We start from the raw sequence: 13,753 nt of genomic DNA, 5'->3' as shown, positions 1-13,753 counted from the left end.
CTCGGGCGCCGCGGCAGGCCCGTGACCGAGGCGCGGTGGAACCACCGCATCGCCGCGGTCCGCCGCGGGATCACCCGGGGATGTCGGATCTGAACTACTACCGATCGACGCCGCTCGGCTGGAAGCACGGCACGATCATCGTCTGGTCGGGCATGCGCGGTGTGGTCACCCTCGCCGCGGCGCAGACTCTGCCGGCCGATGCGCCATCGCGACATTTCCTCATCTTCGCCGCCTTCGCCGTGGCCCTGACGAGCCTCATGCTGCAGGGCTTCACGCTTCCGGCCCTGGTCCGCATGCTGCGGGTGTCGAACGAGGACGACGAGAACCTGGTCAGATCCGAACAGCAGCGAATCATCCGCGAGATGCACCAGGCTGCGCTGATGGCCGCGGAGGACGGGTCACTCACGCGGCGGGACGGCTCGCCGTTTGAGGTGGAGTTCACCGAACGCGTCGGGCCGATGTTCCTGCAGGCAGGGGAGGCGGAGGATGAGGAGGCGCGCGACATCCTCGAGCTGCGACTCGCGCTCATCCGCGTGCGCCGGGAACGGCTGATCGAACTCAGCAGCGGCGGCGAGTTCGGCAGCGCGGCCCTGCGCCGGGCGCTGGCCGAACTCGACGCTTCGCAGCTGAACGTCGAGCTGCGACTGGAGAGCGCTGACTGAAACAGCGCAGTCGACGCCGGCCTTCGAACCGTCAGGCACAATAGCCGTGGAGGCCTCCATGACTGACGATCACGGCGGGCCCGTCGAAGCACTCCCCCCAGCGCACCAGGCGGCGGAGTGCCCGACGTGCTTCGCGCCGCAACGCGCCGACAGCGCCTGGTGGCGAGCGCGCCCCGCGGACGCACGCTTGGTCGGTGTGGTGGTGTCGCGCGAGGACATGCCGCCGGTCGTCAGTCAGCGTGAGGCGCTGACGCGATTCGGCGTGCCCATCGACGGCTTCCGGCATCCGGCGCCCGAGACGCTCGAGTCGTGGGAGGACCGGCTCGCTCGCCTCTTCGGGCGCCTGCGTCGCGGCGACGTCGTCGTTGTGGCCACCGTGCATGCTCTCGGCCGGAACGTCGGGGAAGAGATCCGCACCGTGGCGGAGCTGCGTCGCCGAGGCGTCATCGTGAAGGTCGTCGACCATGACGCCCCGCACCTGGTCGAGACCGGCGTTGCGCTCTCGACGCCCGAGCTCACGGACCCCGACGCGGAAACACCGCTGTAAACATCCGGCGCGGCGGGATCGCGGGTCAGGATGCTCGCCAGCACCCGTCGAGGTGGTCGTCGACCATGCCCGCCGACTGCATGAGGGCATACATCGTGGTCGGCCCGACGAATCGGAATCCCCGGCGCCGCAGCTCACGGCTCAGGCCGTTGGATGCCGCCGTCGTCGCCGGCACATCGGCAAGCACTCTCGGACGCGGCCGCTTGTCATCGGACTCGGCGAAGGACCAGAGCAGCGCATCAAGCTCCCCGTCTGTCATCTGCGCCACAAGCCGCGCGTTGGAGATCGTCGCGTCGATCTTGGCGCGGTTGCGGACGATCCCGGCATCGGCCATGAGCCGCGCGATGTCGTCATCGCCGAACGCTGCGACTGTGTCGGGCTCGAAGCCCCCGAACACCTCGCGGAATCGGGGACGCTTGCGCAGGATCGTGATCCACGACAGGCCCGCCTGAAAGCCCTCGAGACTCATCTTCTCGAACAGGGCACGGTCGCCGTGCAGCGGCCGGCCCCACTCCTCGTCGTGATACCGGATGTACTCCGGATCGGCGCCGACCCAGCCGCACCGAGCACGACCATCGCCCTCGGTGACCAGATCGGAACGCACGGCGTCGGGACTCATTCTCCCAGGCTAGAGTCCGCCACCGACATCCGTCGTTCGCTGGCTCACCCGCTATCAGAGCGTCTGATCTCAGCTCGGCAATACGCCGGGAGCGACAGATGCGTCACCGCGCCGAGCGTGCAGCCTTCTCTGAGACCGGCGCGGCGCCCTCGGCTGCCAGCCGCGCGTAGTGGTCGGCCGCCTCGTCCTGGCGAGCCTGCTCCGCACCCGAAGCGATGGGCGCGCGCACGTGCCCAGGCTCGTAGCCGAAGGCATCGACGAGTTCCTGCGCGTGCGGGCGCAGCCGGCGCAGCAACCGGTCGATGTAGCTCGTGACCGCGGCAGCGCGCTGGGTCGAGAGGCGGCCGTTGATGAGATACCACGACAGGTGCTTCTCGATGAGGGTCAGACCGAAGAGGTCGCGCAGCCACGTCAGGACCTGTTTCGTGCCGGCATCCTCGATGCGGTTCACGGCATCCGTGAACGCCTCCCACTGCAGCAGCTCGCCGTGCGCGCGACCGGCCTCGATGAGCTCGGCCTGGTTCTCGGTGAACAGGGCAGCGGCTTCGATCTTCGACATCTTGGATGCCGGGCGCAGTCTGCCCGCGATGTCGGCGACCATCTGCTGGACGCGGTCGCCGAGCAGCTCGTGCTGCTGGTCACCGCGCAGACCGCGCTCGACCGCACGAGCAGTCGACCCGAAGTCGGTCACGACCTGACCGAATTGGCGCAGGCCCGCGCCGTGGACGACATTGCCGGCGGTCTGACCGACGGCGAAGCGGGCGAGGGACGCGGCATCCTTGTCCTTGAACTGCTTCGCGTAGTCGGAGAGCAGCCGCTTGCCGACCAGCTGCAGCAGCACGTTGTTGTCGCCCTCGAACGTGACGTAGATGTCGAGGTCGGCGCGCAGCGCCGTCAGGCGGTTCTCGGCGAGGAAACCTTGGCCACCGCACGCCTCCCGTGCCTCCTGAATCGTGTCGAGCGCGTTCCAGGTCGACAGCGCCTTCAGCGCTGCCGCGAGCGTCTCGAGGTCTTCTCGCTCGTCGGGGGTATCGGTGCGTCCGCTGAAAACGCCGTCGAACATCTGCAGCAACTCGTCGTGAGCGAAAGCCTGTGCGTACACCTGCGCGAGTCGGGGCAGGAGCCGGCGCTGGTGCTTGCCGTAATCGAGCAGGGTCACCTCGGGGGTTCCCGCGCCGCTGTCGAACTGGCGACGCTGATTGCCGTAGGTGACGGCGATCGTGAGCGCGAGCGCGGATGCCCACGTCGAGGCGCCATCGAGCGAGACGCGGCCCTGGACGAGCGCACCGAGCATCGTGAAGAAGCGACGACCGGGGCTGTCGATCGGGCTCGAGTAGGTGCCGTCGGCGGCAACATCGCCATACCGGTTCAGGAGGTTCTCGCGCGGGATGCGAACCTGGTCGAAGTGCAGCCGGCCGTTGTCGATGCCGTTCAGACCACCCTTGACGCCGTCATCCTCGCCGCCGACGCCTGGCACGAAGGCGCCGTGCTCGTCGCGGATCGGGACGAAGAAGCAGTGCACGCCGTAGTTGACGCCGCCCGTGATCAGCTGGGCGAACACCGTGGCGGCCTTGCCGTGCAGCGCTGCGTTGCCGAGGTAGTCCTTCCAGGCACCCCGGAAGGGCGTGTGGATGACGAACTCCTCGGTCTCGGGGTCGTAGGTCGCCGTCGTCCCGATCGCCGAGACATCCGAGCCGTGCCCGGTCTCGGTCATGGCGAAGGCGCCCGGCAGGTCAAGGGAGATGACGCCCGGCAGCCAGCGGTCGTGATGCTTCTCGGTACCCAGCTGGTAGATCGCCGACCCGAACAGGCCCCACTGCACGCCGGACTTGATCTGCAGGCTCGGGTCAGCGAGCACGAGCTCTTCGAAGCCCGCGAGGTTCGCGCCGTTGTCTTCCAGTCCGCCGTACTTCTTGGGGAAGGCGCGGCGGGAACCACCGGCGTCGACCAGCAGATGCAACTGGCTCAGGACCCGCTCGCGGTGCTCCTGCATCGGCAGTCCGCTGATCTGCCAGAACGCGGGATCCTTGATCAGCTCGCGCGCCTCACGGCGGGTGTCAGCCCACGTACCGAGCAGCAACTGCGTCACCAGGTCTCGGTCGATGCGCGGTTCAGCGGTGGGAGTTTCGGATGGACGGACGGCAGCGTCAACCATGGAATCACCTCTCGATGAGGGGGAAAGAACGTCAGAATCCACGGTAGGCATCCCACAAAGGCAGCCCAAATCGCTTCACGATGCCTACAACTGAGGCCGACGGCGTCGGTCGGGGCGATTGTGGCGTTGCGACAGGGCGCTCAGGAAGCGTTCAGGACTGACGCCGCATCAGGAGCTGCCGGTGCGCTGCACCCAGTCGACAGCGCGCTCGGCGACGGTGGCGACATCCTCGCCCACGTCGATCACGACACCCGCCTCGTCGTCACCAAGCGGCTCGAGCGTGGCCAGCTGCGATGCCAGCAGCGCCGGCGGCATGAAGTGCCCGGTGCGCGCAAGAGCCCGAGCGCTCAGGAGCTCGGGATCCCCGTGAGGTGGATGAAGACCGTGTGGGGCGCGCGGGATCGCAGGCGATCGCGGTACGACCGCTTCAACGCGGAGCACGCGATGACGACACCCACCGACTCCGCTGGAGCGCTTTCCGGCACCTCCCCGCCGCTGGAGCGCAGCGCCAACCGCTCACCGACCAGGTCAAGCCACGGCATCCGGTCGGCATCTGTCAGCGGAATACCCTGCGACATCTTCGCGACGTTCTCGGGCGGATGCAGATCGTCGGCGTCGACGAACGGCAGGTGCATCCGGCGGGCGACCTCGATCCCCACCACCGACTTGCCGCTCGCGCTCACTCCCATGACGACGATCGCGGTGCCGGCTCGGGTCATGCTGCCAGCCTAGGGGCCTGCGCCGGAGAGCGAGGATGAGGTCGTTGCCCGCCATCGTCGCTACCTTCGGCTCAACGCCTCCGGAGAAGCGCGCATGGTCCGCATCGACCTGGATGGTCGCCCCGTCGGCGGGATCGGTTTCTGGAAGGCCGAGCATCACGGAGTTCCCGCGTACGAGGCAGGGTGGTCGGTCGAGCTGCCCTTCCAGGGACGTGGCGTCGCCGGCTCCGCGCTGGGACAGCTCATCGACCGCGCGGCATCAGTCGGCGACCGCGACCTGGTGGTCGCCTACCCAGGGGTCGACAACGCCGCATCCAACGCGTTGTGTGAGCGCGCAGGTTTCGAACGGCGCGGCACGGGAATCGAACCGTGGCGCGGCGGGATGCTCACGTTCCACGAGTGGGTCCTCGACCTCACGCGCGTCCGCGCCAGAGATGACGCGTAGGCGCCTGCCTCAGGCGTGGGCTGCCACAACCGCGAGGACGGCGTCGCCGTAGGCATCCTTCTTCTTCGCACCGATGCCGGTGATGCCATCCAGCCCCGCCGCCGACGCCGGGCGGGCAGCGGCGAGGGCGCGCAGGGTCGCGTCGCCGAACACGACGTAGGCGGGAACACCCTGCTCGCGGGCGGTCTCTGCACGCCACGCGCGCAGCGCCTCGAACAGGTCGCGGTCGGCGGGTGCGACATCCGCGGCGGCCGTCTTGCGCACGCGTGCCGCGCTCGCCCGCCCGGCGACATCGCGCCGCAGGGGCACGGGGTGCTCGCCCTTCAGGACGGGAGCCGCCGCGTCACCGAGGGCGAGCGTGCCGTACTCGCCACGGGCGACGATGATGCCGCGGGCCAGCAGCTGACGCACGACGCTGCGCCAGTCCTGGTCGGAGAGGTCGGATCCGATGCCGTAGGTCGCGAGGGTCTGGTGACCGAGCTTCCGGACGCGCTCGGTGTCGGCGCCGCGCAGGATGTCGATCAGCTGGCCCGCGCCATACGCCTGGCCGCGCTCGCGCTGCAGCCGCACGATCGTCGAGAGGAGCTTCTGCGCGGGGACGAGTCCGTCCCAGGTCTCGGGCGGTTCAAGGCACGTGTCGCAGTTCCCGCACGGCTGTGCTGGCTGACCGAAGTAGCCGAGCAGGTTCACGCGGCGGCACTCGACGGTCTCGCAGAGGGCGAGCATGGCATCCAGGTGCTGGTGCTGGCGGCGCTTGCGGGCAAGATCGCCCTCGCCACCGTCGATGAGTCGGCGCTGCTGCACGACGTCGGCGAGCCCGTAGGCCATCCACGCGATCGACGGCTCGCCGTCGCGGCCCGCACGCCCGGTCTCCTGGTAGTAGCCCTCGACGGACTTCGGCAGATCGATGTGGGCGACGTATCGCACGTCGGGCTTGTCGATGCCCATTCCGAATGCGATCGTGGCGACCATCACGACGCCGTCCTCGCGCAGGAACCGCTGTTGGTTTGCGGCACGCACCGACGCGTCAAGTCCCGCGTGGTACGGGAGCGCATCCACGCCCTGACTCCTCAGATACGTCGCTGTCTGCTCGACACTCTTGCGACTGAGGGCATAGATGATGCCCGAAGACCCCGCGGGCTGGGCGCGCACGAAGGCCGCGAGCTGGCGGCGCACATCGGTCTTCGGCTCGATCCGGTACTGGATGTTGGGACGATCGAAGCTCGCGACGAAGTGGCGCGCGTCGGGGAGCCGAAGCCTGTCGGTGATCTCACGGTGGGTTTCGCGCGTGGCCGTGGCCGTGAGCGCCATGCGCGGGACACCGGGGAAGCGCTCCGCGAGATCACCGAGCGCGAGGTAGTCCGGCCGGAAGTCGTGACCCCACTGCGACACACAGTGGGCTTCGTCGATCGCGATGACACTCAGCCGACCCCGCTGCAGGAGTGCGGTCGTCGCGGCGCCCGAGAGGCGCTCGGGAGCGACATAGAGCAGGTCGATCTCGCCGCTCAGGTACGCGCGCTCGGTTTCGGAACGCTCCGCGGCGGACTGCGTCGAGTTCAACGCTGCGGCACGGACGCCGTTGGCCCGCAACGCCTCGACCTGGTCGTGCATGAGGGCGATCAGCGGCGAGACGACGAGGCCCGTGCCCTCGCGGACGAGCGCGGGCACCTGATAGGTGATGCTCTTGCCGCCACCGGTGGGCATCAGCACGACAGCATCCCCGCCCGCGACGACGTGATCGACGATGTCGGCCTGGTCGGCGCGGAACGCGTCGTAGCCGTACACCTCGCGCAGCACCGCGAGCGGATCGGCTCCCGCAAACGATCGGGCCGGAGCCGCCGGCGCGGCGGGGATGCCGGCGGCAGGCGGGGCCCAGTCCTCGGGAGGCTCCTCGCCGTCGGGAGGCGGAGCGAGCTCGTCGGGATCCCACACCAGGTCGGCGTACGGGTCCTCGGGCATGCTCACCGCTCCACCGTATCCGGCGCCGCTGACGCCCCGTCCCTCGCGCTCACAGGCGCTACGCTCACAGGCGCCCCGCTCACAGGCGCACCACCTCGGTGACCCGCACGACCGCGGTTCCCTCCTCGACGGATGCCGCCAGGTCGACCTCGGCGCGGATGCGCCAGTCGTGGTCGCCCGCTGGATCGTCGAGGATCTGCTCGACCCGCCAGATGTGGGCATCCGCGGTGTCGATGTCGCACAGCTGCGGCGAGCGCGCTGCGCCGCCGGTGAGGATCTCGTCGTGCTCGTCGTAGTAGCGATCCATCGCCGCCGACCAGTCCACGCCCGGGTCGAGCTCTGCCAGCGCGTCGTCATCCTGCAGTGCCGCCAACTGCACCCGGCGGAACAGCTCGTTGCGCACGAGGACGGTGAACGCGCGGCGGTTGGTGAGCACGGACGGCGGTGCTGGCGGCACGACGGGAGCGGCCGGATCGTCGACCGGGTTGGTGAGGGAGGCCCACTCGTCCACGAGCGACGAGTCGACCTGCCGCACGAGCTCGCCGAGCCACTCGATGAGGTCGAGAAGGTCGTCGGTGTGCGCCTCCGCCGGTACGGTCTGGCGGACGGCGCGGTAGGCATCCGAGAGATAGCGCAGCACGAGACCCTCAGACCGGGCGAGCTGGTATAACGAGACGAACTCGCCGAAGGACATCGCCCGCTCGTACATGTCGCGCACGACCGACTTGGGAGACAGCTCGAAGTCGAGCACCCAGGGCTGACTGGAGGCAAAGACCGCGAACGACTGGGCGAGCAGTTCTGCCAGCGGCTTCGGGTAGGTGATGTCTTCGAGCAGCGCCATCCGTTCGTCGTACTCGAGCCCGTCGCGCTTCATGGCCGCGACAGCCTCGCCCCGCGCGCGGAACTCCTGCTGCGACAGGATCGCCCGCGGGTCATCGAGCGTGGCCTCGATCACGCTCACGACATCCAGCGCATAGTGTCCGGTCCCCGCGGTCGTCGGTGCCGCGGTCGGGGCCGGCGCCGAGGCCGAGGCATCCGAAGTTCGCAGAATCGCGCGAGGTTCGGAGGATTCTGGCTCAAGGCTGCGAGGTTCGTGCGATTCTGCGACGTCCGTGGGGGCTCGGGGGCCGCGGGGGGCTCGGGGGCCGCGAGGGCAGGGGCCGTGGGGTCGAGGAGGGAAATGGCGGCGAGCGCGAACGGGGACAGTGGCTGATTGAGGGCGAAGTTCGGCTGCAGATCGACCGTGAGACGGATGCCGCCGGCATCGGCATCCACGATGCCTGCCGTCCGCAGCGTGCGGAAGATCGCGAGCGCCCGGCGTGCCAGCTCGTACTGCCGCGTGCGGGACTCGTGGTTGTCGAAGACGAGGGAGCGCACGTTGCCGAAGACGTCTCCGCCGCGCCCGATGACATTGATGAGCATCGCGGCGGTGAGCTGCAAGTGCGGGGTCAGCGGCTCGGGCTCGGCAGCAACCAGCCGCTCGAACGAGCCCTCGCCCCAGTTGACCTGCCCCGTCGGCGCCTTCTTGCGCACGATCTTCTTACGCTTGGCCGCGTCGTCGCCGGCCTTGGCGAGCGCGACGGCGTTCTCGATCTCCCACTCGGGCGCCATCACGACGACGTTGCCGTAGGGGTCGAACCCGGCCCGACCCGCGCGACCGGCAACCTGGTGGAACTCGCGGGCGCTGAGCTGCCGCATCCGGGTGCCGTCGAACTTCGTGAGCGCCGTGATCAGCACGGTGCGGATCGGCACGTTGATGCCGACACCGAGCGTGTCGGTGCCGCAGATGACCTTCAGCAGGCCGCGCTGCGCGAGGGTCTCGACGAGGCGCCGGTAGCGGGGCAGCATCCCGGCGTGATGGATGCCGATGCCGGCGCGCACGAGACGTGAGAGCGTCTTGCCGAAACCCGTCGTGAACCGGAACCCGCCGATCTCGGCGGCGATCAGATCGCGCTGCTCGCGGGAGGCGATCTTGGTGTTGATGAGCGCCTGCGCTCTCTCGAGCGCTGCGGCCTGCGAGAAGTGGACGATATAGATCGGCGTCTCGGACTCGTTCAGCAACCGCTCGACCACGTCGTGGACCGGGCGCCGCTCATAGGAGAAGTGCAGCGGCACGGGGCGCTCGACTCCCGTGATCTGTGCGACCTCGCGGCCGGTGCGGCGCTCGAGGTCGCTCACGATCGGCACGACATCGCCAAGCGTCGCCGACATGAGCAGGAACTGCACCCGCGGAAGCAGCAGGAGCGGAACCTGCCACGCCCACCCGCGCTCGGGGTCGCCGTAGTAGTGGAACTCATCCATGACGACCGCGTCGATGTCAGCATCCGCGCCCTGCCGCAGCGCGATATTGGCGAGGATCTCGGCCGTGCAGCAGACGATCGCCGCGTCGGCGTTGACCGACGAATCTCCCGTGACCATCCCGACGTTCTCGGCGCCGAAGATCTCGACCAGCGCGAAGAACTTCTCGGCCACGAGCGCCTTGATCGGGGCGGTGTAGTACGAGCGGCCGCCGCGGGCCAGCGACGCGGTGTGGGCTGCGACGGCGACGAGCGACTTGCCGGTTCCGGTCGGGGTCGACAGCACCACGTGCGAGCCCGAGACCAACTCGATGACCGCCTCGTCCTGCGCGGGGTAGAGACGGATGCCGCGACCCTCTGCCCACGCGACGAAGGCGTCGTAGACGGCATCCGGAGCGGCGTCGGTCACCGCGTCCGTGAGCGTGGGGGGAGGAGTCACCCCCGAGTCTGCCCGACCCTGGGGTGGCAACGGCCACTCGCGCAACCCCTCGCGGAACACGACAGGCCCCACCTACGTTGGGAGGAAGCAACGAAAGGACCGGTGATGACCGACACGGATGTGACCCCCAAGGTCGTGCGCAACGACGACAAGGGACGATACGAGATCAGCCTCGACGGAGCCCTCGCCGGCTTCACCGAGTTCGTCGCCGACGAGCAGGGCCGCCTCGTCTTCCCCCACACCGAGATCGATTCCGAGTTCTCGGGCCGCGGGTTCGGTACCGAGCTCATCGGGCAGGCGATGACCGATGCCGCCTCCCGAGGCGAGACCGTTGTGCCGCAGTGCTCGTTCGTCGTGCGCTACCTGCAGAAGCACGAGGTGAACGGACTCAACATCGCCTGGCCGCACGGCACAGCGCCCCAGGGATGACCAGGCTCGACTCCGACGCGGCGGTCGCCCAGGAAGGTGCTGCCGACTGCGACGGGCCCCGACTGCTGACCCTCGAGGCGCGCGAGGTGCCGCTCGGCGGAGTGCGCGGTATGCACGTGTCCCGCGCACTCCCTCAGCGGGATCTGCCCATGGTCGGCGCGTGGTGCTTTCTCGACCGCTTCGGACCGCAGCGCACGACGATGCGCGTCGACCCGCACCCGCACATCGGCCTCCAGACGGTGACGTGGCCGATCAGCGGCGAGGTTCGCCACCGCGACTCCGTCGGTAGCGACGTGATCGTGCGCCGGGGCGTGCTCAACCTCATGACCGCGGGCGCCGGCATCTCCCACTCCGAGTACTCCGTGGGCGATGCGGATGTCGACCTCGACGCTCTCCAGCTGTGGGTAGCCCTGCCCGAGGCGACCCGGTTCGGGGAGGCATCCTTCGAGCGGCACGCGGATCTGCCGGTGCTCGACCTTCCCGCTGCCTCAGGAAGCGCGCAGGCCACGGTCGTGCTCGGCACGCTGGGCGAAGCATCCTCACCCGCGACAGCTCATACCCCGATCGTCGGCGCCGAGCTGGAGCTGACGCCCGACGCAGACGTGCTCGTGCCGCTCGAGACGGGATGGGAGCATGCGCTGCTGCTGATCGACGGCGACGCGACAGTCAACGGAGCGCCGGGAGCCGCCACCGACGACACGGCAGCCCTGGATGCGAACAGCCTGCTGTACCTGGGCACCCACCGTGACGCGATCACCCTGCGATCCACCACCGGCGCGCGGGTGTTCCTGCTCGGTGGCGAGCCGTTTCCGGACGAGATCGTGATGTGGTGGAACTTCGTCGGCCGATCCCACGACGAGATCGTCGCGGCCCGCCAAGACTGGGAGAACGCAGCAGCTCGATTCGGTCAGGTCGTCGACCATGGACCGGAACGCATCCCCGCGCCGCCGCTGCCCGGTGTCCGACTGACCAGGCGCCGGCGCCGGCTCTGAGAGACCTTGGTCCCGAACGCGGCAGTACGCTGATACGGTGGCCCGAACCTCCGTCCTGACGACGCGCGTGCTCCTGACGACCGCCGCAATCGGCGTCGCGACGGGGCTCCTCGCGGGCATCGCCGGATGGGTGACGCCCCTCGTCCTCGTGACGGCGCCGATCCTCTACGGTTTCGTGCTGGGTGCGCACGTCCTGCCGGGAATCATCGCGCAGGAAGTCATCCGCCTACCGTGGGTCGCGTTGCTGACCCACGTATTCGCAGCCCTGGTCGCCAGCGCCATGGCGCCGCAGTGGGCACTGCGGTTCCTCGGCACCGCGATCCTCTTCGGCGGCATCCAGGAACTCGTCGCCGCCCTCACCCGCTACCGCGTATGGGACGCGTGGCGGTTCTTCATCTCGGCGATCATCATCGGCATCCTCGTGGCGGTTGTCGTGGCCTTCGCCGCCGACCTCGCGTCCCTCGCGCTGTGGGCACAGATCATCTACCTGATCGTGGCCGTACTAGGCCCCGTCGCCTGGACTGCCGCGGGCCTCGGCATCGGCGTCGCGCTGCGTCGCGCCGGCGTCGCCCGCCGCGCATGATGCTCCGAGCTGGGTCACCCGGAAACCGGAATCTCGGGGCCCGTGGAGTTAGGTTCAGCTAAGTTAGGGCATACTTCCCTTTCCGACGAGGACCCGTGACTGCTCCCCCCGATTCCACCGCGCGCTCGGCATCCGTCGCCCCCTCGCCCGGCGAGACGGCGACGCCCGAGGCGCGTGTCGGGGCCGCGCAGGCACCGCTGCTGCGCCTGCGCGAGGTCGGGATCACGCACGAGGGCGAGGATGCCGCGACGCCGGCATCCGTCTCGTTCGAGGTGTCGCGCGGTGACGTCGTGCTCCTGCTCGGGCCCAGCGGGTCGGGCAAGTCGACGCTCTCGCTGGCGATGAACGGACTGATCCCCCACGCCGTTCCGGCGACGCTGTCGGGGCAGGTCGAGGTTGCCGGGATGGATACCGCGGCGCACTCCGTCGCGCAGCTGTCAACGCAGGTCGGGATCGTGTTCCAGGACCCCGATGCGCAGCTGGTGACAGGGACGCTGCTCGACGAGGTCTCGTTCGGACCCGAGAACCTGCGCCTGCCGGTGCCCGAGGTTCTCGCCCGCGCCGAGTCGGCCCTGCGGCGCGTCGGGCTCTGGGAGAGGCGGACCGAGAACCCCGATCGGCTGTCGGGCGGTGGCCGGCAGCGCCTTGCCATCGCGTGCGCACTCGCGATGGGCGCCCCCCTCCTCGTGCTCGACGAGCCGACGGCGAACCTCGACCCGCGAGGGATCGACGATGTCTATGCGGCCCTGGCCGAGCTCGCGGCATCCGGTGACCGGGGAATCGTGCTGATCGAGCACAACCTCGACGCTGCCGTCGCGTTTGTGAACCGCGTCGTCGTGCTGGATGCCGCGGGCGTCGTGGTCGCTGACGGTCCCGCCGACGAGATCCTGCGTGGGCGGGCAGACGAACTACGCGAACTCGGGGTGTGGTTGCCGACCTCGACCCTCGCCGCGCTGCGGCTGCAGAAAGCCGGGTACCTGTTCGATCCCCTGCCGATCAGCCCCGACGAGCTGCGCGAGGCGCTCGAGCGTCAACCCGCGGCGACCGGAGTCGGCGCAGCGGCTGTGTCCCTGCCGGAGGCCGCGGTGTCGGCATCCGGCACCCGCATCGAGGTGCGAGGTCTTACCCTTCGACGCAGCCGGACCGAGGTGCTGACGGATGTCTCGCTCGACGTCCGCGACGGCGAGTTCCTCGCGGTCGTCGGCGCCAACGGGGCGGGCAAGACGACGTTGATCCAGGCCCTCGCGGGGGTGCTCACCCCGCCCCGCGGCACGGTCAAGGTCGACGGCCTGGACGTTGCTCGCCTCGACGACCGCTCTCTGTCGAAGCACGTCGGGTTCGTGTTCCAGAATCCCGAGCACCAGTTCATCGCGGCATCCGTGTTCGACGAGATCGCCCACGGCCTGCGCCGCCAGCAGCTCGACGACGCGGAGGTCGAGCGGCGCACCCTGGCCCTCCTCGACCGGTTCGGACTGCGGAAGCGGGCGCAGGTGCATCCGTTCCTCCTCTCGGGCGGGCAGAAGCGCCGACTCTCCGTCGGCACCGCGCTGGTCGCCGGAGCTCCCGTGCTCGCCCTCGACGAACCGACGTTCGGGCAGGATCGCGCGCGTGCTGAGGAACTGCTCACGCTCTTGCGTGACCTCAACCGCGACAGCACGACGATCATCGTCGTCACCCACGACATGCAGCTGGTCGCCGAGTACGCCGACCGCGTCGCCGTCATGGAGTCGGGACGCGTCACCGCGACCGGAACCCCGGGCGAGGTGTTCGCGGATGCCGACCTCATCGCCCGCGCGGGTCTGCGGGTGCCGCCGCTGGCCCGCGCGCTCACCTCTCTTGCCACGCACCCGGAGCTTCGCACGATCACCCGCGTAGCAGACCTTCCCGGTGGTGGGTCGTGACGACCG

Annotated in this window: 12 protein-coding genes and 2 pseudogenes; 7 read left to right on the top strand and 7 right to left on the bottom strand. The window is 69.4% G+C overall.

The features are described from left to right. Positions 1 to 80: 80 nt before the first annotated feature. Together IT882_RS00825 and IT882_RS00820 are read left to right on the top strand one after the other, a co-directional pair. Positions 81 to 662: a cation:proton antiporter gene (locus tag IT882_RS00825; protein WP_195692768.1), complete on the top strand. Its 582-nt coding sequence runs from the start codon at positions 81 to 83 to the stop codon at positions 660 to 662. Positions 663 to 720: 58 nt separating this feature from the next. Further along, entirely contained in the window at positions 721 to 1,209 is a 489-nt protein-coding gene (locus IT882_RS00820; protein ID WP_195692767.1) for a recombinase family protein, read from the top strand. A 25-nt stretch (positions 1,210 to 1,234) separates the two neighbouring features. On the opposite strand, the gene IT882_RS00815 is transcribed toward IT882_RS00820, so the two are convergent. The 4 genes from IT882_RS00815 to IT882_RS16140 form a co-directional block, all read right to left on the bottom strand. Continuing rightward, positions 1,235 to 1,828 carry a DNA-3-methyladenine glycosylase I gene (locus IT882_RS00815; protein WP_195692766.1) on the bottom strand — a complete coding sequence of 198 codons (594 nt, stop codon included), beginning with the start codon at positions 1,826 to 1,828 and terminating at the stop codon, positions 1,235 to 1,237. 103 nt (positions 1,829 to 1,931) lie between these two features. Further along, positions 1,932 to 3,983, bottom strand: a complete 2,052-nt coding sequence (locus IT882_RS00810) for an acyl-CoA dehydrogenase (RefSeq protein WP_195692765.1) — start codon at positions 3,981 to 3,983, stop codon at positions 1,932 to 1,934. A gap of 168 nt (positions 3,984 to 4,151) precedes the next feature. Continuing rightward, positions 4,152 to 4,298 carry a hypothetical protein gene (locus IT882_RS16145; protein WP_229382208.1) on the bottom strand — a complete coding sequence of 49 codons (147 nt, stop codon included), beginning with the start codon at positions 4,296 to 4,298 and terminating at the stop codon, positions 4,152 to 4,154. A 32-nt stretch (positions 4,299 to 4,330) separates the two neighbouring features. Continuing rightward, positions 4,331 to 4,702, bottom strand: a complete 372-nt coding sequence (locus tag IT882_RS16140) for a gluconokinase (protein WP_229382207.1) — start codon at positions 4,700 to 4,702, stop codon at positions 4,331 to 4,333. Between the two features lie 28 nt (positions 4,703 to 4,730). Between IT882_RS16140 and IT882_RS00800 the strand changes: the two are divergent. Further along, positions 4,731 to 5,147, top strand: a pseudogene (locus tag IT882_RS00800) (GNAT family N-acetyltransferase); the annotation flags it as partial. A 9-nt stretch (positions 5,148 to 5,156) separates the two neighbouring features. On the opposite strand, the gene recQ reads toward IT882_RS00800, so the two are convergent. The 3 genes and pseudogenes from recQ to IT882_RS00790 form a co-directional block, all read right to left on the bottom strand. After that, complete coding sequence (gene recQ / locus IT882_RS00795; protein ID WP_195693964.1) at positions 5,157 to 7,106, bottom strand: DNA helicase RecQ; 1,950 nt, start codon at positions 7,104 to 7,106, stop codon at positions 5,157 to 5,159. Positions 7,107 to 7,185: 79 nt separating this feature from the next. Further along, positions 7,186 to 8,097: pseudogene (locus IT882_RS17230) on the bottom strand (DUF3516 domain-containing protein); the annotation flags it as partial. Then, positions 8,064 to 9,842: a DEAD/DEAH box helicase gene (locus IT882_RS00790; RefSeq protein WP_418887763.1), complete on the bottom strand. Its 1,779-nt coding sequence runs from the start codon at positions 9,840 to 9,842 to the stop codon at positions 8,064 to 8,066. The pseudogene IT882_RS17230 and the gene IT882_RS00790, both read right to left, overlap by 34 nt. Positions 9,843 to 9,947: 105 nt before the next feature. Here IT882_RS00790 and IT882_RS00785 point away from each other — a divergent pair, with 105 nt between their 5' ends. The 4 genes from IT882_RS00785 to IT882_RS00770 all read left to right on the top strand — a co-directional run bounded on the left by IT882_RS00785 (position 9,948) and on the right by IT882_RS00770 (position 13,747). Further along, positions 9,948 to 10,271 (top strand): GNAT family N-acetyltransferase, encoded by a 324-nt coding sequence (locus IT882_RS00785; protein WP_195692764.1) that lies wholly within the window; start codon positions 9,948 to 9,950, stop codon positions 10,269 to 10,271. Beyond that, positions 10,268 to 11,263: a pirin family protein gene (locus tag IT882_RS00780; protein ID WP_195692763.1), complete on the top strand. Its 996-nt coding sequence runs from the start codon at positions 10,268 to 10,270 to the stop codon at positions 11,261 to 11,263. Before IT882_RS00785 ends, IT882_RS00780 begins: the two co-directional genes overlap by 4 nt. Positions 11,264 to 11,300: 37 nt before the next feature. Beyond that, positions 11,301 to 11,846, top strand: a complete 546-nt coding sequence (locus IT882_RS00775; RefSeq protein WP_195692762.1) for an ECF transporter S component — start codon at positions 11,301 to 11,303, stop codon at positions 11,844 to 11,846. Positions 11,847 to 11,941: 95 nt separating this feature from the next. Beyond that, the gene (locus IT882_RS00770; RefSeq protein ID WP_195692761.1) at positions 11,942 to 13,747 is read left to right on the top strand and encodes an ABC transporter ATP-binding protein; all 1,806 of its coding nucleotides are present in this window, start codon (positions 11,942 to 11,944) and stop codon (positions 13,745 to 13,747) included. Positions 13,748 to 13,753: the final 6 nt, after the last annotated feature.

It is taken from the genome of Microbacterium schleiferi, assembly GCF_015565955.1.
Classification (GTDB): domain Bacteria; phylum Actinomycetota; class Actinomycetes; order Actinomycetales; family Microbacteriaceae; genus Microbacterium; species Microbacterium schleiferi_A.
The sequence above is the reverse complement of the archived record's forward strand: the minus strand, read 5'-3'. Positions and strand labels throughout refer to the sequence as shown.